The 21,882-nt window shown below is 63.2% G+C and carries 21 protein-coding genes and 1 tRNA gene; 9 read left to right on the top strand and 13 right to left on the bottom strand.

The genetic code is table 11. The features are described 5' to 3' along the window. Nucleotides 1-4: 4 nt before the first annotated feature. Both ACSSV3_RS08060 and gltX read right to left on the bottom strand, forming a co-directional pair. Nucleotides 5-1,291 (bottom strand): citrate synthase, encoded by a 1,287-nt coding sequence (locus ACSSV3_RS08060; protein ID WP_354324469.1) that lies wholly within the window; start codon nt 1,289-1,291, stop codon nt 5-7. A gap of 41 nt (nt 1,292-1,332) precedes the next feature. Continuing rightward, nucleotides 1,333-2,769, bottom strand: coding sequence for a glutamate--tRNA ligase (gene gltX, locus ACSSV3_RS08055; protein ID WP_354324471.1), 1,437 nt, complete (start codon nt 2,767-2,769; stop codon nt 1,333-1,335). A 63-nt stretch (nt 2,770-2,832) separates the two neighbouring features. Between gltX and ACSSV3_RS08050 the strand changes: the two genes are divergently transcribed. After that, nucleotides 2,833-5,121, top strand: a complete 2,289-nt coding sequence (locus ACSSV3_RS08050) for a ComEC/Rec2 family competence protein (protein ID WP_354324472.1) — start codon at nt 2,833-2,835, stop codon at nt 5,119-5,121. A 176-nt stretch (nt 5,122-5,297) separates the two neighbouring features. On the opposite strand, the gene lexA is transcribed toward ACSSV3_RS08050, so the two are convergent. The 9 genes from lexA to ACSSV3_RS08005 form a co-directional block, all read right to left on the bottom strand. Continuing rightward, nucleotides 5,298-5,981, bottom strand: a complete 684-nt coding sequence (gene lexA, locus ACSSV3_RS08045; RefSeq protein WP_354324473.1) for a transcriptional repressor LexA — start codon at nt 5,979-5,981, stop codon at nt 5,298-5,300. Nucleotides 5,982-6,198: 217 nt separating this feature from the next. Continuing rightward, nucleotides 6,199-6,672 (bottom strand): cyclic pyranopterin monophosphate synthase MoaC, encoded by a 474-nt coding sequence (gene moaC, locus ACSSV3_RS08040; RefSeq protein ID WP_354324475.1) that lies wholly within the window; start codon nt 6,670-6,672, stop codon nt 6,199-6,201. Beyond that, nucleotides 6,669-7,469 (bottom strand): indole-3-glycerol phosphate synthase TrpC, encoded by an 801-nt coding sequence (gene trpC / locus ACSSV3_RS08035; protein WP_354324477.1) that lies wholly within the window; start codon nt 7,467-7,469, stop codon nt 6,669-6,671. Before trpC ends, moaC begins: the two co-directional genes overlap by 4 nt. Nucleotides 7,470-7,473: 4 nt before the next feature. Continuing rightward, nucleotides 7,474-8,469, bottom strand: coding sequence for an anthranilate phosphoribosyltransferase (gene trpD / locus ACSSV3_RS08030; RefSeq protein ID WP_354324479.1), 996 nt, complete (start codon nt 8,467-8,469; stop codon nt 7,474-7,476). Further along, nucleotides 8,466-9,092 carry an anthranilate synthase component II gene (locus ACSSV3_RS08025; protein ID WP_354324481.1) on the bottom strand — a complete coding sequence of 209 codons (627 nt, stop codon included), beginning with the start codon at nt 9,090-9,092 and terminating at the stop codon, nt 8,466-8,468. The genes trpD and ACSSV3_RS08025 overlap by 4 nt, the downstream gene beginning before the upstream one ends. Further along, nucleotides 9,089-9,943 (bottom strand): phosphodiester glycosidase family protein, encoded by an 855-nt coding sequence (locus ACSSV3_RS08020; RefSeq protein ID WP_354324483.1) that lies wholly within the window; start codon nt 9,941-9,943, stop codon nt 9,089-9,091. Before ACSSV3_RS08020 ends, ACSSV3_RS08025 begins: the two co-directional genes overlap by 4 nt. Then, nucleotides 9,940-11,061, bottom strand: a complete 1,122-nt coding sequence (locus ACSSV3_RS08015) for an alpha/beta fold hydrolase (protein WP_454184784.1) — start codon at nt 11,059-11,061, stop codon at nt 9,940-9,942. The genes ACSSV3_RS08020 and ACSSV3_RS08015 overlap by 4 nt, the downstream gene beginning before the upstream one ends. Next, complete coding sequence (locus ACSSV3_RS08010; protein ID WP_454184783.1) at nt 11,058-12,584, bottom strand: anthranilate synthase component I family protein; 1,527 nt, start codon at nt 12,582-12,584, stop codon at nt 11,058-11,060. The genes ACSSV3_RS08015 and ACSSV3_RS08010 overlap by 4 nt, the downstream gene beginning before the upstream one ends. A gap of 19 nt (nt 12,585-12,603) precedes the next feature. Further along, entirely contained in the window at nt 12,604-14,538 is a 1,935-nt protein-coding gene (locus tag ACSSV3_RS08005) for a peptidylprolyl isomerase (RefSeq protein ID WP_354324486.1), read from the bottom strand. Between the two features lie 242 nt (nt 14,539-14,780). On the opposite strand from ACSSV3_RS08005, the gene tpiA reads away from it, so the two are divergent. From tpiA to ACSSV3_RS07990, 3 genes are all read left to right on the top strand, one after another. After that, complete coding sequence (gene tpiA, locus ACSSV3_RS08000) at nt 14,781-15,554, top strand: triose-phosphate isomerase (RefSeq protein ID WP_354324487.1); 774 nt, start codon at nt 14,781-14,783, stop codon at nt 15,552-15,554. Between the two features lie 117 nt (nt 15,555-15,671). After that, nucleotides 15,672-16,052, top strand: coding sequence for a preprotein translocase subunit SecG (secG, locus tag ACSSV3_RS07995; protein WP_354324489.1), 381 nt, complete (start codon nt 15,672-15,674; stop codon nt 16,050-16,052). A gap of 123 nt (nt 16,053-16,175) precedes the next feature. Beyond that, nucleotides 16,176-17,813 (top strand): CTP synthase, encoded by a 1,638-nt coding sequence (locus tag ACSSV3_RS07990; RefSeq protein WP_354324491.1) that lies wholly within the window; start codon nt 16,176-16,178, stop codon nt 17,811-17,813. A gap of 381 nt (nt 17,814-18,194) precedes the next feature. Here the strand turns inward: ACSSV3_RS07990 and ACSSV3_RS07985 are convergent, their stop codons facing one another. Then, nucleotides 18,195-18,683 (bottom strand): Hsp20 family protein, encoded by a 489-nt coding sequence (locus ACSSV3_RS07985; RefSeq protein ID WP_354324493.1) that lies wholly within the window; start codon nt 18,681-18,683, stop codon nt 18,195-18,197. Nucleotides 18,684-18,836: 153 nt separating this feature from the next. Between ACSSV3_RS07985 and grxC the strand changes: the two genes are divergently transcribed. The 4 genes from grxC (at nt 18,837) to ACSSV3_RS07965 (ending at nt 20,504) form a co-directional block, all read left to right on the top strand. Further along, on the top strand, nt 18,837-19,100 hold the full coding sequence (grxC, locus tag ACSSV3_RS07980) for a glutaredoxin 3 (RefSeq protein ID WP_354324495.1): 264 nt from the start codon (nt 18,837-18,839) through the stop codon (nt 19,098-19,100). Beyond that, complete coding sequence (locus ACSSV3_RS07975) at nt 19,100-19,921, top strand: carbon-nitrogen hydrolase family protein (RefSeq protein WP_354324496.1); 822 nt, start codon at nt 19,100-19,102, stop codon at nt 19,919-19,921. Before grxC ends, ACSSV3_RS07975 begins: the two co-directional genes overlap by 1 nt. Before the next feature lie 5 nt (nt 19,922-19,926). Next, nucleotides 19,927-20,394, top strand: a complete 468-nt coding sequence (locus tag ACSSV3_RS07970) for a DUF1178 family protein (protein ID WP_354324498.1) — start codon at nt 19,927-19,929, stop codon at nt 20,392-20,394. A gap of 33 nt (nt 20,395-20,427) precedes the next feature. Further along, a tRNA-Arg gene (locus ACSSV3_RS07965) sits at nt 20,428-20,504 on the top strand. Between the two features lie 39 nt (nt 20,505-20,543). Here the strand turns inward: ACSSV3_RS07965 and ACSSV3_RS07960 are convergent. Further along, entirely contained in the window at nt 20,544-21,461 is a 918-nt protein-coding gene (locus ACSSV3_RS07960; RefSeq protein ID WP_354324499.1) for a haloalkane dehalogenase, read from the bottom strand. A gap of 116 nt (nt 21,462-21,577) precedes the next feature. Between ACSSV3_RS07960 and ACSSV3_RS07955 the strand changes: the two genes are divergently transcribed. Next, nucleotides 21,578-21,882 (top strand): acyl-CoA dehydrogenase family protein (locus ACSSV3_RS07955; RefSeq protein ID WP_354324501.1); only part of this gene is annotated, 305 nt, incomplete at its 3' end.

Here is a 21,882-nt window from a genome sequence, read left to right as displayed (position 1 = left end):
AGCCTCAGCGCTGATCGAGCGGAATGTAATCGCGCTGGGTTGGCCCGGTGTAGAGCTGACGCGGGCGGCCGATTTTCTGGCCGGGATCGCTGATCATTTCGTTCCACTGTGCGACCCAGCCGACGGTGCGGGCAAGCGCGAATAAGGCGGTAAACATCGTGGTCGGGAACCCGATCGCCGAAAGGATGATGCCCGAATAGAAATCGACGTTCGGGAACAGCTTCTTTTCAATGAAATAGGGATCATTGAGCGCCAGTTCTTCCAGCCGCAGCGCGGTTTCGAACAGCGGATCGGTGACCTTCAGCGCATCGAACACTTCGCGCACGGTCTTTTGCATCACCGTCGCGCGCGGGTCGTAATTTTTGTACACGCGGTGGCCAAAGCCCATCAGGCGGAACGGATCGTTCTTGTCCTTGGCGCGCTCGATATAATGCGGGATCTTGTCGGGCGTGCCGATTTCCTTGAGCATGTTGAGCGCGGCTTCGTTGGCACCGCCATGCGCCGGGCCCCACAGGCAGGCGATGCCAGCTGCGATGCAGGCAAACGGGTTTGCGCCTGACGAACCGGCAAGCCGCACAGTCGAAGTCGAGGCGTTCTGTTCGTGGTCGGCGTGGAGGATGAAAATCCGGTCCATCGCGCGTTCCACCGCCGGGATCACCTCGTATTCCTCGGCCGGTACGCCGAAGGTCATCTTGAGAAAATTGCCGGTGTAAGACAGCTTGTTATCGGGGTAGATAAACGGCTGGCCGATCGAATATTTATACGCCATCGCCGCGATTGTCGGCATTTTGGCAATCAACCGGTGTGAACTGATGGTGCGGTGTTCGGGATCGGAAATGTCAGTGCTGTCGTGATAGAACGCCGACAGCGCGCCGACCACACCGCACATAATCGCCATCGGATGCGCATCGCGCCGGAAACCACGGTAGAACGTCATCAACTGTTCGTTCAACATGGTATGACGGGTGATGGTGTAGGTAAATTTGTCGAGGACTTCCTTGCTCGGCAATTCGCCATTGAGCAGCAGGTAGCTGACTTCCATGAAGTTGGAATCCTCGGCCAGTTGGCCAATCGGATAACCGCGGTGAAGCAGCACGCCTTCGTCACCATCAATATAGGTCAGCGCGCTTTCGCAGCTGGCAGTCGAGGTGAAGCCGGGGTCGAAAGTGAATGCGCCAGTCTGCGCATACAGCTTGCGGATGTCGATCACGTCCGGGCCGGTGCTGCCTTCGAGCACATTATATTCGAGCGATTTTCCGCCCAGCTCGAGTTTCGCCAGCTTGTCTGCCACGATCAGTCTCCTGTTCAAATTTCCTGCCCTTGCCGTCGCTCTTACGCAGCCTGTGCGTCGAGCCGGGCCAGAGCCTCATCCCGTCCCAAAAGGACCAGCACATCGAAAATACCGGGTGAAGTGGTCGTCCCGGTCAGCGCCGCGCGCATTGGCTGCGCCAGCTTGCCAAGGCCCAATTCTTGTTCCTCAGCCAGCGCCTTCGTAGTGGCTTCGAGCGCCGCGCTTGTCCAGTCGTTTTCCGCGCTGAGGCGGTCGTAAATCTTTCGCAGGATTGCGCGGGCATCGCCTTCCAGCAATTTGGCAGCCTTTTCGGTGATTTCCAGCGGCCGGGTGGCGAACAGAAAGCCTGCACCTTCAACGATTTCACCCAGGTTCTTCGCACGTACTTTGAGAACTGGCATGGCGCGGGTCAGCAGGGCTTCGTCGGCATTTTCGCCAATCCGTGCAGCCACTAGCGCTGCCAACCGCGCATCATCGGCTTCGCGCAGGTAATGACCGTTAAGGTTTTCGAGCTTCTTGAGGTCAAATCGCGACGGGCTTTTGCCCACCCCGTCAAGGTCGAACAACGCAACCGCCTCATCCCGCGTGATTTCTTCGCGGTCGCCGTGGCCCCAGCCCAGCCGCAGCAGGTAGTTGAACAGCGCTTCGGGCAGGATACCGAATTCATCGCGGTAGGCCTCAACGCCCAATGCCCCGTGGCGCTTTGACAATTTCGTACCGTCCGACCCATGGATCAGCGGGATGTGGGCATAGACCGGATCGGGCCAATTGCCCTCGATCGCGTTCATCGCGCGGATGATCGGCAGTTGGCGGAAGGCGTTGTTGAAGTGATCGTCGCCGCGGATCACATGGGTTACGCCCATGTCATGATCGTCAACCGGGGCGGCAAGCATATAGGTGGGCGTGCCGTCCGCGCGCAGAATGATGAAGTCGTCGATCTCGGCATTGTTGACCGAAACGCGGCCCTGCACGCGATCATTGATGATGGTTTCGCCTTCGACCGGGGCCTTGATCCGTATGGTAAAGGGCGCGCCTTCAGGCGCTTCGGCGGGATCGCGGTCGCGCCAGCGCCCGTCGTAGCGCAGCGGCTTTTTCTGGGCGCGCTGCTCGTCGCGCATGGTTTCGAGTTCTTGCGGGGTGGCGAAGCACTTGTAAGCATGACCTGCCTCAAGCAGCTTCCACGCGATTTCCGCATGGCGTTCGGCCTGATCGGACTGGAATATCGGCGGCGCATCGTAATCGAGGCCAATCCAATCCAGCCCCTCGATAATCGCATCAATCGCGTCCTGCGTTGACCGTTTGCGATCAGTGTCCTCGATCCGCAGCAAGGTGCGCCCGCCGTGGTGGCGGGCATAGAGCCAGTTGAACAGCGCGGTGCGCGCGCCGCCAATATGCAGATAACCCGTGGGCGATGGTGCGAAGCGGGTAACTACCTCAGCCGCGGTGGCTTTGCCGCCAGTGCTGCTTTCGCTTGCCATGAGCTATCAATTCCTGTTCACTTTGAGCGGCTTGGCGAGAGGGGCCGGTCAGGGGACAAGCCGATGCGCGATGTGCCGATCATTCCTATGGGAGACGATCCAGGCGGCAGCAATGCCGCTGGCGGAGCAATGCTGCGCCCTTGGCAAACCACGGGGCGAATGTCCAGCGTCTGGGGCTGGCAGGGTGGGGTGATCGGACCGCGTCTGGCCGATGCCACCGAGGCGTTTCTTGCCCGCGCCGGGTTTGACCGCGCGCCGTGGCTGACGGTGATTTTCGCCGGAGGGATCGGCACGTGGTTCGTGCTGCCGGAAATGTGGCAATGGTGTGCGGTCATCGCGATCGGCGTGGTAGCGGCGTTGGCGGCGTTCGCCCTTTGGCCGCTGGGCAGTGCCGCCGACGAACATCGCGCGCATCTACGGCTTGCGGTTGTGACTGGCGGCTTGGTGTTCGCTTTTGGAGTCGCGGTGATCTGGGCGCGCTCGGAAATGGTCGGTGCCGAACCGATTGCCCGGCCTGTGGTGGAGCGACTGCACGGCCATGTGCTCGAACGCGAAGACCAACCTGCTGATGGGCGGCTGCGATTGACGCTGGCGGTGCGTGATTTTGGAACTGGCGCCGCGCGCAAGGTCAGGATCAACGTCCCGCTTACGGCGTTTGGTGACGGCGGTGTGCCGCCCGGCCTGGCCGAAGGCGCGATGGTGAGGCTGCGCGCGCGATTGATGCCGCCTGCCAGCCCGATGCTCCCCGGCAGCTATGATTTTGCCCGCGCAGCGTGGTTCAAGGGGCTGGCGGCCACTGGCACGATGGTCGGCCCGCTCGAAATAATCCGCCCAGCGCCAGAGGCAGGCGGGATTGCGAGTGTCCAACGCTGGCTTGCCGCGCACGTCCGGGCGCGGGTGGATGGATCGGCGGGCGCGATTGCGGCGGCCTTTGCCAGCGGCGACCGTGGCAGCATCACCGAGGCCGATGAGGCAGCGATGCGCGATTCGGGCCTCACTCACTTGCTGTCGATCAGCGGATTGCACGTGAGCGCGGTGATCGCTGCGGCCTATTTCGCGGCGCTGCGGCTGTTGGCGCTGTGGCCTGCACTGGTGCTCAGGGTGCGGCTACCGGTGGTGGCTGCCGCTGCGGGGGCGCTTGCCGGGGTCGGATACACGCTGCTTACAGGGTCAGAGGTGCCGACGGTGCGCAGCTGCGTGGCGGCACTGCTGGTGCTCGGCGCGCTGGCGCTGGGGCGTGAGGCATTGTCGCTCAGAATGGTGGCGGTGGCGGGCGGGTTTGTGCTGCTGCTGTGGCCGGAAAGCGCCATCGGGCCGAGCTTTCAGATGAGCTTTTCTGCGGTGATCGCGATCATAGCATTGTCCACCAGCACACCGGCGCGGGCGTTCCTTGCCGCGCGCGAGGAGCCATGGCTGGCGCGGATCGGGCGGCGGGTGGTGATGCTGTTTGTGACCGGGGTGGTGATCGAGCTGGCGCTGATGCCGATCGTGCTGTTTCACTTCCATCGCGCAGGTTTTTATGGCGCGGCGGCGAACATTTTCGCCATTCCGCTGGTAACTTTTATCTCGATGCCCCTGATCGCACTGGGGTTGTTGCTCGATCTGGTGGGGCTTGGCGCGCCCTGCTGGTGGCTGGTGCAGCAATCGCTCGACCTGTTGCTCTGGATCGCCCATTTCACTGCCGATCAGCCCGGAGCGGTCAAGCTGATGCCGCAGCTGGGCGGGGTGACGACGGGGCTGTTTGTGATCGGTGGGTTGTGGCTGGCGCTGTGGACGGGACGGGCGCGGCTTTTGGGGTTTGGCCCGGTGGCGACGGCGAGCATGCTTGCTGCAATGACCCCGATTCCCGATCTGCTGGTGGCGAGCGATGGACAGCAGGTTGGCATCACCATGACTGGCCCTGATGGGCAGCGCCACTTGCTGTCCTTGCGCGACAGCCGTTCGTCATTCGCTCGCGATAATCTGATGCAGCTTTCCGGGATGACGGCCGAGCCGGTGCCGCTGCCCAAGTGGAAGCAGGCACGCTGTTCCTCGGCGTTCTGTACGGTGACGATCAACCGAGGCGGGCGCGACTGGGTGATCCTGTTGGGGCGGGGGCGCACGCAGGTGGAGGAGCGCGCCTTGGCGGCCGCCTGCGCCGAGGTCGATATCGTTATTGCCGAACGGTTCTTGCCGCGATCCTGCCGCCCGCGTTGGCTCAAGGCAGATCGGCGGATGCTGGAGCGCAGCGGCGGGCTTTCGATCTACCTTGCTGAAGAACGCATCGCCAGTGTGGGCGAAAGCCAGGGGCAGCATGGTTGGTGGAAGGGGGCGACGGATCGGCGTCGCGAGGAAGGGCCAAGCCGACCCTAAGCCACCCCAAGGAGGGGGCTAGAGGGGGTCTAGACCGCCCCTAGCGGCCATCTTGGTGTGAAACATTTAACCGCAACACACTGTAACAAATCAATAAACAGGTTGAAGCCGATGTTTCACGCCGGTTTTGAGTTTCCCGGTCAGCGCGGCGCGTGAATCCCGTACCGCTTCGCCACTCAGTGATAGCGCCGCAGCAGCCCTGCAAGCTTGCCTTGCACCTCAACCTCGTCCGCCCGGTAGAACTGCGGATCATAGGCCGCGTTGGCCGGATCGAGCCGCACCTTGCCGCCTTCCTTGTGCAGATATTTGAGCGTCGCTTCCTCGCCGCGCACCAAAGCCACCACGATTTCGCCATCGCGCGCGGTGTTGGTGCGCCGCACCAGCGCATAATCGCCATCGAAAATCCCGGCTTCGACCATCGAATCGCCCGATACTTCGAGCGCGTAATGTTCGCCCGGGCCGAGCAGTGCGGCGGGGACGGGCAGGGTGTTGTGGCCTTCGAATGCTTCGATCGGGGCGCCGGCCGCGATCCGCCCATGCAGCGGCAGTTCGATCACGTCATTCGACGCCTCGGGCGCGGCGCGACCTGCTGCTGCCGGAGCGAGCGACACCACGTTGCCACCGAGCGCCCGCGCCGGGGTGGCATCTTCGGGCTGACGGATCACTTCGAGCGCGCGCGCGCGGTTGGGCAGGCGGCGCAGGAACCCGCGTTCTTCGAGAGCGGAAATCAGCCGGTGCACGCCCGATTTGCTTTTCAGGTCGAGCGCTTCCTTCATTTCTTCGAAACTCGGCGAGATCCCGGTTTCCTCCAGCCGTTGCTGGATAAAGCGGATCAGTTCGTGCTGTTTGGCGGTCAGCATTGATCAAAACTCCCTTGGTCGCATTCACGCCCTGCCGTTGCGGCGGGTCATGCCCATCCCTTGTGTGCGCCAAGAGGCACCGATTGGTGCGTTGCCTGCACGTCCCGTCCATCAATAAGGTGAACGAATAAGGAACAATTAGGCAACCATAAGAACAGAGTCAAGCGCGCCGCACGCCAAATCCGCGCAATTCAGCCATTTTGGAGGTGGTGCGCAATCAAACCGCGGCCTTCCAGTCGCCCGATTTGCCGCCGGTCTTTTCGATCAGGCGCACTTCGCCGATCACCATGCCCTTATCAATCGCTTTGGCCATGTCGTAGATCGTCAGCAGCGCGACGCTGACCGCGACCATCGCTTCCATCTCCACGCCTGTGCGCCCGGTGAGCGCGGCGGTGGCGGTGGCGCGGATGGCGTCTGTTTCGTAGCGGAAATCGACCGTCACCGCCTCCAGCCCGAGCGGGTGGCACAGCGGGATCAGATCGCCAGTGCGTTTGGCCGCCATGATCCCGGCAATGCGCGCGGCGGATAGCACATCGCCTTTGGGCGCGTTGCCCGCGCGGATCGCGGTGAGCGCGTCTGCCGACATGGCGATGCGCCCCGATGCGACAGCGCGGCGGCGCGTTTCCGCCTTGCCGCCAACATCGACCATTCGCGCTGCGCCGCTATCATCGAGGTGGGTAAGTCCGTTCATGCGGACGACTGTGCGCCCAGCAGCGCGGCGGTGGCAAGCGCAATATCATCGGCCCGCATCAGGCTTTCGCCCACCAGAAAGGTGCGCACGCCGCTGCGTTCGAGCCGTGCGAGATCGGCGTGGGTGTTGATCCCGCTTTCACCCACCAGCAACGCGCCTTGCGGTGCCAGCGGGGCAAGCCGTTCAGTGGTCGCAAGGCTGGTGGTGAAGGTTTTGAGGTCACGGTTATTGACCCCGATTAGCAGTGATTTCAGCACGCGCGCGGCGCGCTCCATCTCGGCCTCGTCGTGCACTTCGATCAGCACATCCATGCCGTGTTCGGCGGCAGCGACCTCGATTTCGGCCATCGCGGTATCGTCCAGCGCGGCGACGATGATCAGGATTGCGTCGGCCCCGATCGCGCGCGCTTCAAGGCATTGCCACGGATCGACCATGAAATCCTTGCGCAGCACCGGCAGGGTGCAGGCGGCGCGGGCGGCGATGAGGTAGTCCTCGTGCCCCTGAAAATAGGGCGCATCGGTCAGCACCGAAAGGCAGGCCGCGCCGCCTTGTTCATAGGCAGCGGCGTGATCGGCCGGGCGGAAATCAGCGCGGATCAGGCCTTTGGAGGGGCTGGCTTTCTTGATTTCCGCAATCAGCGCATATCCGGTGTTGGCGCGGGCGCGCAGCGCGGCCTCGAACCCGCGCGGCGCGGTTTGGATGCGGGCTGCGGCGGTCAGCTGCGCGTCGCTGATCGCCAGCTTGCGCGCGGCGACCACTTCGCGTTTGGCAGCGCAGATTTCTTCGAGCTTGTTCATCGAGTCACTTCGCCAGTGCAATCCATTGTTCAAGCAGCGCCTTGGCCCGACCGGAATCGAGCGCCTCGGCCGCCATCGCCACGCGATCCTGCCAGCTTTGGCCGCGCTGCGCGACCAGCAGGGCACCTGTGGCATTAAACAGCACGGCGTCACGGTAAGGGCCGGGCGCGCCCATCAGCAGCGCCTTTAACGCAGCGGCGTTGTGGTGCGCATCATCGCCGCGAATCGCCTCTATCGGCGCGTGGGGGAGCCCTGCCGCGCTGGCATCGACCCGCTCCATCGTGAAGGCGTTGCCGGAAACTACCGCGACTTCGTTCCCGCCCGCAAGGCTGAGTTCGTCGAGCCCTTCATCGCCCGACACGATCAGCGATTGACCGGTGCCAAGCCGTGCCAATGCGCCCGCATAGATCGGGACATAGGCGGGCCGCGCAATCCCGATCAGCTGGCTTTTGACCTTGGCCGGGTTCGACAGCGGGCCCATCAGGTTGAAGATCGTGCGTTTGCCGATTTTCTGCCGGATCGGTTGAATGCGGGCCATCGCCGGGTGGTGGTTTTTTGCGAACAGAAAACAGATGCCGATCTGCGCGAGGGTTTTTTCCGCAGTGCGCCCGGCAGCGTCCATATCGAGGCCGAGCGCTTCCAGCGTGTCCGCTGCGCCAGCCTTTGACGATGCCGCGCGGTTGCCGTGCTTGGCGACCGGCACCCCGCAGGCGGCTACGACCAGGCTGACGGCGGTGGAGACGTTCAATGTGTGGTGCCCGTCGCCCCCGGTGCCGCACACGTCGATGGCGTTGTCCGGCGCGGCAATCGGGATCAACCGCGCCCGCAGCGCCCGCGCGGCCCCGGCGATTTCGTCAGCCGTCTCTCCGCGCGCAGACAGGGCGATCAGGAATGCTTCGATCTCGCCCTCGGACGGAGCGCCATCGAGCAGGGTGCCGAATGCGGCCTCGGCCTCAGCCTCGCTCAGCGGCGTGGTGACATCGGGGAGCTTGGCGGTCATGGGATCAGCCTTTCGGGCATTTGCGGGTTCAGCCCGCACAGCGCCGCGAAATTGGCGAGCAGCGCGTGGCCGTGCTGCGTCGCGATGCTTTCAGGGTGGAACTGCACCGAATGGATCGGCAGTTCGGCATGGCGAAACCCCATCACCGAGGGGTGATCCGCGCCCGGCGTTTCGGCATAGGCATTGGCGATCAGCGCGGGCGGAACATCGACCACCTCAAGGCTGTGATAGCGCGTGGCGATGAAGGGGGAGGGCAGGCCTGTGAACAGCCCGCTGCCGTCATGCGTTACCGGCGATGTCTTGCCATGCATCAACCCGCCGCGCTGCACCCGACCGCCGAAATGCTGGCCAATCGCCTGATGGCCGAGGCAAACCCCCATCAGCGGCTTTCCGGCATCGGCGCAGGCGGCAACCAGATCGAGGCTGATCCCCGCCTCGTTGGGAGTGCAAGGCCCGGGTGAGATCAGGAACCCCGCCGCGTCGCTGCGCAAAGCCTCCGCAGCGGTCAGCGCATCATTGCGCTCCACCCGCACCTTGGCTCCCAACTCCATCAGGTAATGGACGAGGTTGAAGGTAAAGCTGTCGTAATTGTCGATGACGAGGATCGTGCCAGACGGGGTCACTGCGCCGCTCCTTCGCGCTTGCTCACCACAATGATCGGGCCGATGCGCGCCTTGTCCTGCCGTCCGGTGGCGGGGTCCCATAGCGCGGATACCTGCCCATCGAGATAAAGCGCATTGGCCGCCTTCACCTCATCGCGGAAATAGCGCGCCAATTGCCCGAAGCTGATGTCCCCGCGTGAAATCACGAAATGGGCCGCGCCCTTGGCGTCCACGCCCACCCCGTTGCGGATCGCGCGGGAGGGGCCGTTGTCCTGAATATCGGGGTGCAGTTTGCCGTCGATCACCAGCATCGGGCCGGACTGCGTGCCGAATAGCGGGCGATCCCCCACGGTCGCGATAAATGCATCGCGCGCCAGCACCCGCCATGTCCCCCCGGTGCCGAAGAACACGCCGTTGGGCTGCATATAGAAATTGCCCTCACCGTCACCACGATCAATCTCTGACAGGCGCTCCCCATTCTCGACATAATAGCCTACCGGCTTAAGATCATCGCCATACATCCCGCCGTTCATGGCGAAGGCGATTGATGCGGGATCGACCGTGGCGGCAAATGCGCTCAGCGAACCGAGCGGCTGCCCGCCGTTGGCCGCATTTGCCATCGCAATGCGGTGCTTGGTCGGGTCAGCGGTGCAATGGGTCAGCGCCGCGCCCTCAAACGTAACGTCGCGGCAGGCGGAGGGCGCAGCGGCCTGCGATGGAGTGGTTGATGGTGAAGGGGACGACAACACCTCGCCCGATGATCCATCCAGCTGCATTCGCACCACCGGCTCGCCCGCAGGCGCTTCCGAACAGGCCGTAAGAGAGAGTGTGGCGGCAAGCGTCGCAAGCAGGGTAACTGACGTTCTGATCATTGGTTTTCTTTGAGAAAACGCAAAAGCTCGTCCATCCACAGGTTCGGGCGGCTGTGCGTTCCGTGGCCATAGGTCTGCGCGCTCGGCGGGATCAGCACGAACCGCGCGCGCGGCATGGTGGAGGCGAGCGCCGCCGGGTTGCCGAGGCCGGGCGGGTTGATGAAATCATCGGCCGAGTTGATCCACAGCACCGGCGCGGTAATTTCATGCAAGCGCGCCGCCGGGTTGTAATCGCGCGAGGCATCGAACTGATAGATCGTATCGTTGGGATCGACCGGGTTTGCGGCGGCACGGCGCTGCCGCGCGGTGTAAAACTGCTCCGCCGCTGCGCGAGTCGGAAGTTCTGCTTCCATGCGATAGGGATTGCTCCCTGCAAGCAGCAGGACATTGGCCGCGATCGCCTGTCCAACCTTGAGATCGGCCGGATCGGCATAATTGCCGCCATCATAGGCCGGATCGTTCCTGAACCCGTCGATCACCATCTGCCGCATTATGCGGTTGCGCCCGGCAATCTCGACCGCGTTACAGGCGAGCGGGACGTATTTGCCGACGAAATCGGGATACATCGGCCCCCACACGAATGAATGCATACACCCCATCGAAGTGCCGATGATCATGTCGAGGCGGGTGATCCCGAACCCCTCGGTCAGCATCCGGTGTTGCGCGCGGATCATGTCGTCATAATCATAGCGCGGAAAAGCTCCGCGCAGGCCATCGCTGGGCTTGCTGCTTTTGCCGTGGCCCAGATTGCTGGGCGAAATGATGTAGGTGCGCGTGATGTCGAGCGGTTGACCCGGCCTGAACATGGCGTCGCCAAAATGGGGTTGCAGCAGCGATGCCGCGTTTCCGCCGGTGCCGTGCAGCAGCATTACCGCATTTTCGATCTCTCCTGCGGCATTGCGGCGCGGCTCCCCCAAGGTGAGCGCGTGCATGGTGATCGCAGGCAGCGTCTCGCCGGTTGCGAAGGCGAAATCCTTGAGCACGATCTCGTGTTCCTGCGCCTTCGCCAGCCAGTCTTCGGCCTTGGCCGCAGTTAGCGGCAGGCTCAGCGCCAGCGCAAGCAGCAGTGCCGCCGCGTAACGTATGCTCTGCATCATCCCGCTCTCCCTGTTGGTCATTGCCCATACCCCGGCTCGCCAGCCACGCGCACCGCTTCGCGCGCGGCGGCGATCAGCGCGCCTGCCTTGGCGCGGCATTCGGCGAGTTCGTAATCGGGATCGCTATCGGCGACGATGCCCGCACCCGCCTGCACATGCATCACCCCGTCCTTCACCACCGCAGTGCGCAACACGATGCACGAATCAAGGCTGCCATCGGGCGCGAAATATCCGACGCCCCCGGCATAGGCCCCGCGCGTTTCGGGTTCGAGTTCGACAATAATCTCGCACGCGCGGATTTTCGGCGCGCCCGACACGGTGCCCGCCGGAAAGCCCGCAAACAACGCGTCGAGCGCGTCTTTATCGGACGCAAGCTGTCCCACCACATTGCTGACGATGTGCATCACGTGGCTGTAACGTTCGACCGTAAAACTGTCGGTCACTGTCACGCTGCCCGCCGCTGCCACCCGGCCCACATCATTGCGCCCCAGATCGAGCAGCATCAGGTGTTCAGCGCGTTCCTTGGGGTCGGCGAGCAGGCTGGCTTCGTTGGCGACATCCTCATCGCGCGATTGCCCACGCGGGCGCGTCCCTGCAATCGGGCGGATCGTGAGTTCATTGTCCCGCACCCGCACCAGGATTTCCGGGCTGGAACCCACCAGCGCAAAGCCGGGCAGATCGAGGAAATAGAGGAACGGCGAGGGGTTTACCCGCCGCAGCGCGCGATACAGCGCCAGCGGCGGCAGGGGGAAGGGGCAGGTGAACCGTTGCGCCAGCACCACCTGAAAAATGTCGCCCGCCAGAATGTAATCCTTCGCCCGCAGTGCCATCGCCTTGTAATCCTCGGCTGCAATTACCGGGGCCAGATCGGGCAGGGCATCGGGCAGCGCGGCGGTGTCAGCAGCAGGGGCGGGCTGGGCAAGCTGGCTCAAGGTCGCGTCAATCCGCTCGCCCGCGCGCGCCACCGCAGCGGCAGGATCGCTCGCCTGCCAGATCGGGGCAATCGCGAACAGCGCGTTGGTGAGGCCATCGAACACCAGTATCACCGTGGGCCGCACAAACAGCATATCGGGAAGTTCCAGCGGGCTGTCGGCGGCGCGCGGCAGGGTTTCGGCCAGTCCGATGGTTTCATAGCCGAGATAGCCGACCAGACAGGCGAGCGCGGGCGGCAGCCCATCGGGCATCGGATCAATCCGGCAGGCATCCGCCAGCGCGCGCAGTTCGGCCAACGCATCGCCATTACAAGGGCTGAAGGCAGCGCGGTCTATGCGCCAATCGCGGTTGATTTCAGCCGCCGCGCCCTTGGCCCGGAACACCAGATCGGGATCAAGCCCGAGCAGGCTGTAACGCCCGCGCACTTCGCCGCCTTCGACCGATTCGAGCAGGAAATCGCCGCGCCCCGGCACGATCAGCCGCCGTGCTGCGCCGACCGGCGTGTCGCTATCGGCTATGATCCGCCGCCACACGAGCGCCGCACGCCCATCTGCCAGCGCGGCGATGGCGGATTCAGCGTTTTCAGGCAGGCCAGCGGCAGATGGGGTCACGAAACGATCACGCCTGCGCTTACTGTTCGCCAGAGAGCTGCTTGCGCAACGCTTCGATCGCGGGGTCGTTGCGGGTGACGCCCAGTTCAGCGCGCATCGCAGTGGTGGCCTGACGCCGGTATTCGTCGACCAGCGCCGGTGCGAGCTGCTGGCGGGTCTGACCCACCAGTCCGGGCTCGCTTTCAACCGGATCGGTGCTGATCGCGTCGAGGCTGACGACATACCAACCAATGTCACGCGGCGCTTCGAGCACCTTGACCGAACCTTCGGCCATGCTGAACAGCAATACCAGCGGCGCGGGCAGGTTGCCGCGGGTCTGGGCAAGCAATTGGCGGCGCTCCAGATCAATCACCTCGCGTTCAAATCCCGGATTGTTTTCGGCAGCAAGCGCAGCGGCAAGCGCAGTGTCGCCGCGCACCTTGGCGGTGATGCGATCCGCCGCAGCCTTGGCCAGTTTGGCCCCCTGCGCGCGTTTCCATGCCGCAATCGCTGCTTCGCGAACCTGCGCGAGCGGCGGCGCGGCGGCTTCTTCGATGCGCGCGACTTCGAACATCACGAATTGCTGACCGGGGACGATTTCGGCCAGCTGCGGTTCGCTTTCCTCCATCTGGAACGCGGTGCTGAGCACCGGCAACAGCTGCGGCACGATTTGCACATCGGGCTGACCAAAGGCCTGGCCATTGGCGAGCAATGCGGGCGAGGCTTCGACCGTGAGACCGTATGCCGCAGCAACTTCGGCCAGCGCGGTGCCACCATCGATCTCGGCTTCAATTTCGGCGGTCAGATCAGCCACGGCGGCGCTGCGCTTTTCAGCGGTGAGCTGCTCGGTGATCTCTGGCGTGGCCTGTTCCAGACTGCGCGCCGCGCTGCGCTCAATCTGGTCGACGCGGGCGACATACCAACCCAGCGTGCCTTGCGCCGGCTCCACGATCCCGCCCTGCGCGGCTTTGAACGCAGCCTCGGCAAAGGCGAAACTTGTGGCGCTCGCCATCGCCTCACGGTCGCGCAATTCAGCGGTTGAGGCGGTGAACCCGGCTTCGCGCGCTGCGGCTTCCAGCGCGACCCCGCCGCGAATCCGCGCCGCCAGCGCCTTCGCCGCATCCTCGGTCGGCACCACGAAACTGGTCACTGCGCGCCGCTCGCTGGCCTGGTATTTGGCCGCGTCGCGTTTGTAACGCGCGGCGATTTCCGCTGCTGATGGCGTGGCCGAAACTTCGAGCGTGTCGGCACCGAACACCGCAAAGCGCAGGGTGCGCCGTTCGGGGCGGATGAACTGGGTGCGGTTGTCCTGATACCATGCGGACAGCTGCGCATCGCCGGGATTGCCAGCGGGGGCAAAGGCGGCGCTGGGGATCAGCGCAATTTCACCCTTGCGCCGTTCAAGCACCAATGCGGCATATTGGCGTGCAATCTTTTCCGGCAGTTGCGGCGCGGCCAGTGCAGGCTTGAGCATTTGCTGCTCGATCAGGGTGACGGCCAGATCACGGCGGAAGGTCGCGTCATTCATCCCGGCCTGACGCAGCGCGGCCTGATAGGCAGCGGGATCAAATTCTCCGGTCAGCCCGCGAAATGCCCCGATCTGGAGAATTTCGCTGTTCATCAGGTTTTCACCGGCGCGCAGGCCGTACTTCTCGCCATAGGTGCCCACGGTGGTGCGGTCGATCAACTGGCGGAGCACTTCATCAAACCCGCCCTCGGCAACGAATTCGGGCATCGTCAGCGTGGCGTTTTGCTGGCGCACCTGATTCAATGCCGTGTTCGCAGCGATGGCAACATCGGACACCGGAATCGCCTCACCGCCGACCACCGCAACGCGGTCGCCGCCTGCAATGCCGCCAAAAGTCGATCCGGTGATATCCGCCGCAGCGAATGCCAGCGCCATCAGGCCAAGGAACCCAAGAAAAACCGGCAGGCCGATTTTGGACTGGAAGAAACGGCGGAAGAACGAAATCATGGCGTGACAATCCCACCCGAGGCTGGCTGATGGCACGGCCTTACAGCCGCTGCGCTGCACCGCAAGGCTTACGGCACCGGCGCGCCTTATCGTCCCTGCGGCTGCGCGGCAACAGGTGTCAGCGCGTTTTGACTAGCACGGCTTCCTCGGCTAGCGGACGCGGCGTCGGGGCACTAAAGCGGCCATAGAATCGCAGACACCGGCTATTAACCCTCTCATTTTGCAAGGTGCAGGACAAACCGATGACCCGCCGACCCTATATTGTCGGAAACTGGAAGATGCATGGCACCCGTGCGATGCTGTCCGAAGCGCGGGCGATTGACCGTGCTGCCCAGCGCCACATGAAGGTCGAGGTGGCGCTGGCACCGCCTTACACGCTGATTCACCCGATTCACCGTGAGGCTGAACAGATCGCCGTGGGCGCGCAGGATTGCCACCACGCTGATGGCGGTGCTTTCACTGGTGACATTTCCGCCGCGATGGTCGCCGATGCCGGGGCCAAGTTCGTGATCCTTGGCCATAGCGAACGCCGCCAAGGGCATGGCGAAACCGATGCGCGGGTGCGCGCCAAAGCCGAAGCCGCGCTGGCCGCTGGCCTGCGGGTCATCATGTGCTGCGGCGAAAGCGCCAAGGCGCGCGAATCGGGTGAGGCTGTGGAGGTTGTCAAAAAGCAGCTCAAGGCATCGCTTCCGCCGACTGAATCGATGCTAGCCGATGTCGCTGATCGATTGACCGTGGCCTATGAACCGATCTGGGCAATCGGCACCGGCACGGCGGCAACGGTTGAGGATATTGGTGAAATGCACGCTGCAATCCGCGCGCTGCTGGTGGATCTGTTCGGTGATGAACAGGGGCCAGAGGTGCGGATCATCTATGGCGGGTCAGTGAAGCCGGAAAACGCTGCTGAAATCTTCGCCGTCCCCGAAGTTGGCGGTGCATTGATCGGCGGGGCAAGCCTGACCGCCGATAGTTTCATGGGCATCGCGCTCGCTGCGGGTGAGCCGTTCGAAAACTAGCAATCCAGCCTGTGGCCGGCGCGCTTTCTCGCGGACTTGTCGCGGGGGCGCACTCGGCCTACATGGCGGGCACCAGACGCAACCGGGCGCGCGCCGCCCTTCGCACGAGTTTTTTCTATGTCCTTGTTCATCTTCCTCACCGTGGTTCAGGCGATTGTCGCCGCAGCGCTGGTCGGTTCTGTCCTGATGCAGCGCTCCGAAGGGGGCGGGCTGGGCATCGGCGGCAACCCATCGGGCGGGATTGGTGCGCGCGGATCGGCGGATTTCCTGACCCGTGCGACGAAGTGGCTGGCCATCGTGTTTGTGGTGCTGTCGATCGTGCTCGCAGGCTTGGCTGTTCGCGAAAGCAGCGCAGTCAGCGTCACCTCCACGCTCGAACGCGGCGCGGCGGCCCCGGCAGCGCCCGATCTGCTGGCCGATCCGGTTGCGCCAACCCAATCGGCCCCGGCAGAGACGGTTCCGGCTGCTCCCGCCAGCGAAGATCCGCTCGCCGAATAGTGATTGCACTGGCGCGCGCGCGTCCGTTCAGCCCCTGAATCCGACAGCACTGTGGATGGCGCAGCATTTGCTGGCGCAATTCGCTTGCCCCGAATCCCTCTCGCAGCTTAAGGCTCAACTCCCATGGCGCGGTTCATTTTTATCACCGGCGGCGTGGTCTCCTCGCTTGGCAAAGGTCTGATGGCGGCAAGCCTCGCGGCGCTGTTGCAAGCGCGCGGCTATAAAGTCCGCATCCGCAAGTTCGATCCCTATCTCAACGTCGATCCGGGCACGATGAGCCCGTATCAGCACGGTGAGGTCTATGTTACCGATGACGGGGCCGAAACCGATCTCGATCTGGGGCATTACGAACGCTTTACCGGCGTATCCGCGCGGCAGAGCGACAATATCACCTCGGGCCGGGTTTACCGCGACATCATCGCCCGCGAACGGCGCGGCGATTACCTGGGCGCAACGGTGCAGGTGATCCCGCACGTCACCGACGCGATCAAGGAATTCGCGCTGGCCGAACAGGATGGCCTCGATTTCATCCTGTGTGAAATCGGCGGGACGGTGGGCGACATCGAATCGCTGCCCTTCATGGAGGCGATCCGGCAATTGCGGAACGAGCTGGAACCGCTGCAAACGCTCAGCGTCCACGTCACGCTGGTGCCCTATATCAAGGCGGCAGGTGAGCTGAAGACCAAGCCGACCCAGCATTCGGTGCGCGAACTCGCCAGCCTCGGGATCAAGCCTGATCTGCTGCTGTGCCGCGCCGAACACCCGATCCCCGAAACCGAACGCCGCAAGATCGCGCAGTTCTGCAACGTGCGCACCGAAGCGGTGATCCCCGCGTTGGACGCTCCATCAATCTATGCGGTGCCGCAACAATATCACGCCGAAGGGCTCGACCGCGAAGTGCTGCGCGCCTTCGGCATTACCGACGCGCCCGAACCGAATCTGGCGGCGTGGGACGATGTCAACGACCGCTATTTCAACCCAGAAGGCGAAGTTACCATCGCGGTGGTGGGCAAATATGTCGGGCTGCCGGACGCCTATAAAAGCCTCAACGAAGCATTGATCCACGGCGGGCTTGCCAACCGGGTGAAGGTCAACATCAAGTGGATCGACGCCGAAATCTTCGAAGGCGATGACGAATCGCAGATCATCGCCGCGCTCGATCCGATGCACGGCATTCTGGTGCCGGGCGGGTTTGGAACGCGCGGCAGCGAAGGCAAGATTTCAGCGGTGCGCTTCGCGCGTGAACGCGGGGTGCCATTCTTCGGTATCTGTCTGGGAATGCAGATGGCCTGCGTCGAAGGCGCGCGCGCGGCCGGCATCGCCGGGGCGTCCTCAACCGAATTCGGCGCGACTGATGCGCCCGTGGTCGGCATCATCACCGAATGGATGAGCCAGGAAGGCATTCAGCAACGCGAAGAAGGCGGCGATCTGGGCGGAACGATGCGGCTCGGCGCCTATCCGGCCAAGCTGAGCGCCAATAGCCATGTTTCGCGTATCTATGGCGGGGCGGAGCTGATTTCCGAGCGTCACCGTCACCGCTACGAAGTCAACAGCGCCTATATCGAACCGCTCGAGAAGCAGGGGCTGATCTTTGCCGGGATGTCCCCTGATGGCTTGCTGCCCGAAATCGTCGAGCGGCCTGATCATCCTTGGTTCGTCGGCGTGCAGTTTCACCCCGAGTTGAAATCCCGCCCGTTCGATCCGCACCCGCTGTTTGCCGGGTTCATCTCCGCGGCGCTGGAACAATCGCGCCTCGTCTGATTCGTTTTACCGCCGTTTTTCAAACACGCGTGCTTCATGAATATCGGGACGAGGGGGCTGTCGCCGTGGTTTCCGTTGCGTGATTGGCGAGTCGCTGGAATCCGAGAAGATTAACCTTGCGTGTTATTGCCATTCCGCATTAAACGCTTGGCGGGGTTCATGGTTTGACAGGGGCCGCATTGTTATTGCGGCCACATGGCTTTTCGCCGGGTTTAGGCAAAAGTCGTCTGGGGTTGGTTTCTCCTGGTACCTGCCAAATGCTTGGCCGGCATTGTCCGTCTTCTGCGACCCGGACGGATAGCGCCAGCCAGGGCGACGCAAGTCGCTGGGGGCGGATTGAAAAATCCGCCCCCTTTCGATCATCCAAAAATTTGCGAATAATCAGGCGGCGCTGGCAGCCTGATCGTCGTCATCGCTGGATGATGCCACCGCAGACAGCTGGCCCACGCCGCCAACCGCGATCTTGCGCGGTTTCATCGCGTCTGGCACTTCGCGCACCAGATCGATGGTCAGCAGGCCATCGGCCAGATCGGCGCGTTCCACCCGCACGAAATCGGCCAATTCGAACCGGCGCTCAAAGCCGCGATTGGCGATTCCGACATGGATCAGTTCAGCGCCGTCATCCTCCATCTCGTTGCGCTTTTTACCCTGCACGACCAGCAGGTTCTGCTGCGCGGTGATATCAATATCCTGCGTGCGGAAACCCGCCACGGCGAGCGTGATGCGGTAATTATCTTCGCCTCGGCGCGAGATGTTGAACGGCGGATAATTGTCACCCGCGTTCAAGCGCGCCTGGTTTTCGAGCAGGTCGAACAGCCGGTCAAAACCAACCGTGCTGCGGCGATAGGGGGTAAAATCAAAATGTGACATAATCTGCAAATCCTCTTGTTTGAGCAATCTGGTTCGACAGCGGGCCTGCCTCATGCAGCGCCCACTTTTGCTGCCACAACGTTCCCCAAGGCTGGCGGAACGCTGCGACAGTCTCTATTTGGTTTTTCGCACCATGGTTTCAAGAGGATCACAATGGCTCAGCCGCAAATCGACATCTACACCAAATTCGCCTGCCCTTACTGCGTGCGTGCGAAGCATTTGCTCAAGCAGAAGGGCGCGGCCTTCAAGGAATATGACATCACGCTGGGCGGGGCCAAGCGCGCCGAAATGCTGGCGCGCGCGCCCAATGCGCGGACAGTGCCGCAGATTTTCATCGGCGACACCCATGTGGGCGGATCGGATGATCTGGCGGCATTGGAGCGGGCTGGGCGGCTTGACGCGCTGCTGGCGGGCTGATGCCACGTATTGCGGTTCTCCAGATGTGTTCGGGTATCGACCCCGCTGCCAATCTGGCTGAAATCGAAAATGCTGCACGCAGGGCAGCGGATGAAGGTGCCTTGGTGCTGTTCACCCCGGAAATGTCGTTGCTACTCGATCGCAACCGCGAACGCGCGCGGGGTTGGATCGCATCAGACGCTCCATCGGAGGCCTGCGAGCACCTGTCATGCATCGCCGCCAAGCTGCATATCGATATCGCCATTGGTTCGATGCCGGTCATGGCGGTCAGCGGCAAATGGGCCAATCGCGCGCATTATTTCTATCCCGATCTCGGCCCGCCGGTCATCTATGACAAGATCCATATGTTCGACGTCGAACTGGCGACCGGCGAGGCGTGGCGCGAAAGCGCGGCCTATGAACCGGGCAGCGCGGTGGTGACGGTTGAAGATACGCCGGTCGGACGGCTTGGCTTGGCGGTCTGTTACGATATGCGCTTTCCCGCCTTGTTTGAAGCGCTCGGCAATCGGCATTGTGATTGCATCGCGGTGCCGGCCGCTTTCACCGTGCCGACCGGGCATGCGCATTGGCACGTCTTGCTGCGCGCCCGCGCTATCGAGGCGAGCGCCTTCGTGATTGCCGCGGCGCAGGTTGGCCGCCACGAGGATGGGCGCGCCACCTATGGCCACAGTCTGGTGATCGACCCGTGGGGCGAAGTGCTGCTCGACATGGGCGGCGATGCACCAGGGCTGGGGTTCTGCGACATTGATCTGGAGCGGGTGGCCGAAGTGCGCGCGCAGGTGCCCGCGCTTGCCAACCGCCGCAAAATCCCCAAAGCGTAACGGCGATGATTGTTTTCGACCTTTCCTGCGCAGACGGCCACCGTTTCGAAGGGTGGTTCGGCTCGTCCACCGATTTCGAGGAACAGTGCGCGCGCGGACTGCTGACCTGCCCGGCGTGCGGGTCGGCGGCGGTGAGCAAGGCACCGATGGCCCCTGCGGTTCCGGCCAAGGGCAATGCGCGGCCTGCTCGCGTAGCGGACGGCCCCACGCAGCAACTCGCCAACACACCGCTTTCGCCCAAGGTGCAAAAAGCCATCGCTGCGCTGGCCAAGGCGCAGGCCGAGGCGTTGAAGAACAGCACATGGGTGGGCGACAAATTCGCCGATGAAACCCGCAAGATGCATTACGGCGAACGCGACGAAGCGCCGATCCACGGACAGGCCAGCCTTGCCGAAGCAAGGGCGCTGATCGATGAAGGCGTGCCGGTTGCCCCGCTGCCATTTCCGGTCGCCCCGCCAGAAAAGTTGAATTGAAAGGAAAGGTGTCCCTGCTATTGGAGGCAACGGGACCCCGTAGCTCAGCCGGATAGAGCACCAGATTCCTAATCTGGGGGCCGCGCGTTCGAATCGCGCCGGGGTCACCATTTCTCGCCGCACCCTGCCCGATGCGGCGAGCGCCGTGGTCAGGCCAGAAAACCGGCCTTGCGTGCCATCGCGATCACGCCATCGGCCAGTTCAGCCGGGCGGTCTTCCTGGCTGAAATGGCCGCAGGTCTTGAGCATGGCATGGGGTTGCCCGGCCGCGCCCTTGATCCGTTCGGCCAGCATCGGCCCGGCTGCACCCAGCACCGGATCATCTTCACCGAACAGCGTCAGGAACGGCTTGTCGAACGCGGCAAGGCCCGCCCATGCTGCCTTGTTTTCAGCGACGCCGGGCTTGTCATCTTCAACCGGCACCAATTGCGGAAATGCGCGCGCGCCGGCCTTGGATGCCTCATCGGGGAAGGGGGCGTCATAGGCGGCGATTTCTGCGGGCGTCCGCGCGGTTGCCGTCGCCTGATCGAGCACTTTGCCGACATCGAAATCGGGCGAATTGAGCACAAATTCGCGCCATGCCAGAAATCCCGGTGATGCCTTGCCACCGCCTGCGGGCAGGAAGGTGTTGCTGGCGACCACAAAGGCAAAACGATCAGGCTGCTCGCCCAACATCCGCAGTCCCAGCAATCCACCCCAATCCTGACAGAACAATCCCGCGACGCCCGGCACCACCGCATCGCGCCATTGCTTCAACCAGGCGAGGTGGCGGGCATAGGTGTAGAATGCGACATCATCGGGCTTGTCGCTTTTGCCAAAGCCGATCAGGTCGGGCGCGAGGCAGCGAAACCCGGCGTCGACCAGCAGCGGGATCATCTTGCGATAGAGAAAGCTCCAGCTCGGTTCGCCGTGAAACAACAGCACTGGGGGCGCATCCTTTGGCCCTTCATCAAGATAATGCATCCGGCCTGAAAACCCTTCGCCAAGGTCAATGGTCAGCCAGTTTTCGGCAAAGGGGTAATCGGGCAGGGCGGCGAAACGCTCTGGATCGTGCGCGATGATCTGCATGTTGGCTTTCTCCTGTGATACATCACCCCCAACACCCATTGCGTATCAGATCGAAACGGGATTACCAGCACGCGCAGCCATCCCGCGACGGGCGCAATCAGGAGAGCAGACCGATAATGCCGCACGACACCCAAGACCTCGCCGAAATCCGTCGCGCCGTACGCGGTCTGTGCGAAGGGTTTCCCGGTGAATACTGGCGCGCGAAAGATGCGGTGCGCGCATATCCGGCGGAGTTCGTGGATGCTCTGACGCAGGCTGGCTTTCTTGCGGCGCTGATCCCGGCGGATCACGGCGGCAGCGGGTTAAGTCTTGAGGCGGCGTGCGTGATCATGGAGGAAATCCAGGCAAGCGGGTGCAACGGATCATCCGCCCATGCGCAAATGTATATCATGAACACGCTGCTGCGTTACGGCAGCGAGAG

The organism is Porphyrobacter sp. MBR-49 (assembly GCF_053628655.1).
Note: the sequence above shows the minus strand (reverse complement) of the source record. Positions and strands in the feature narration are given on the sequence as shown.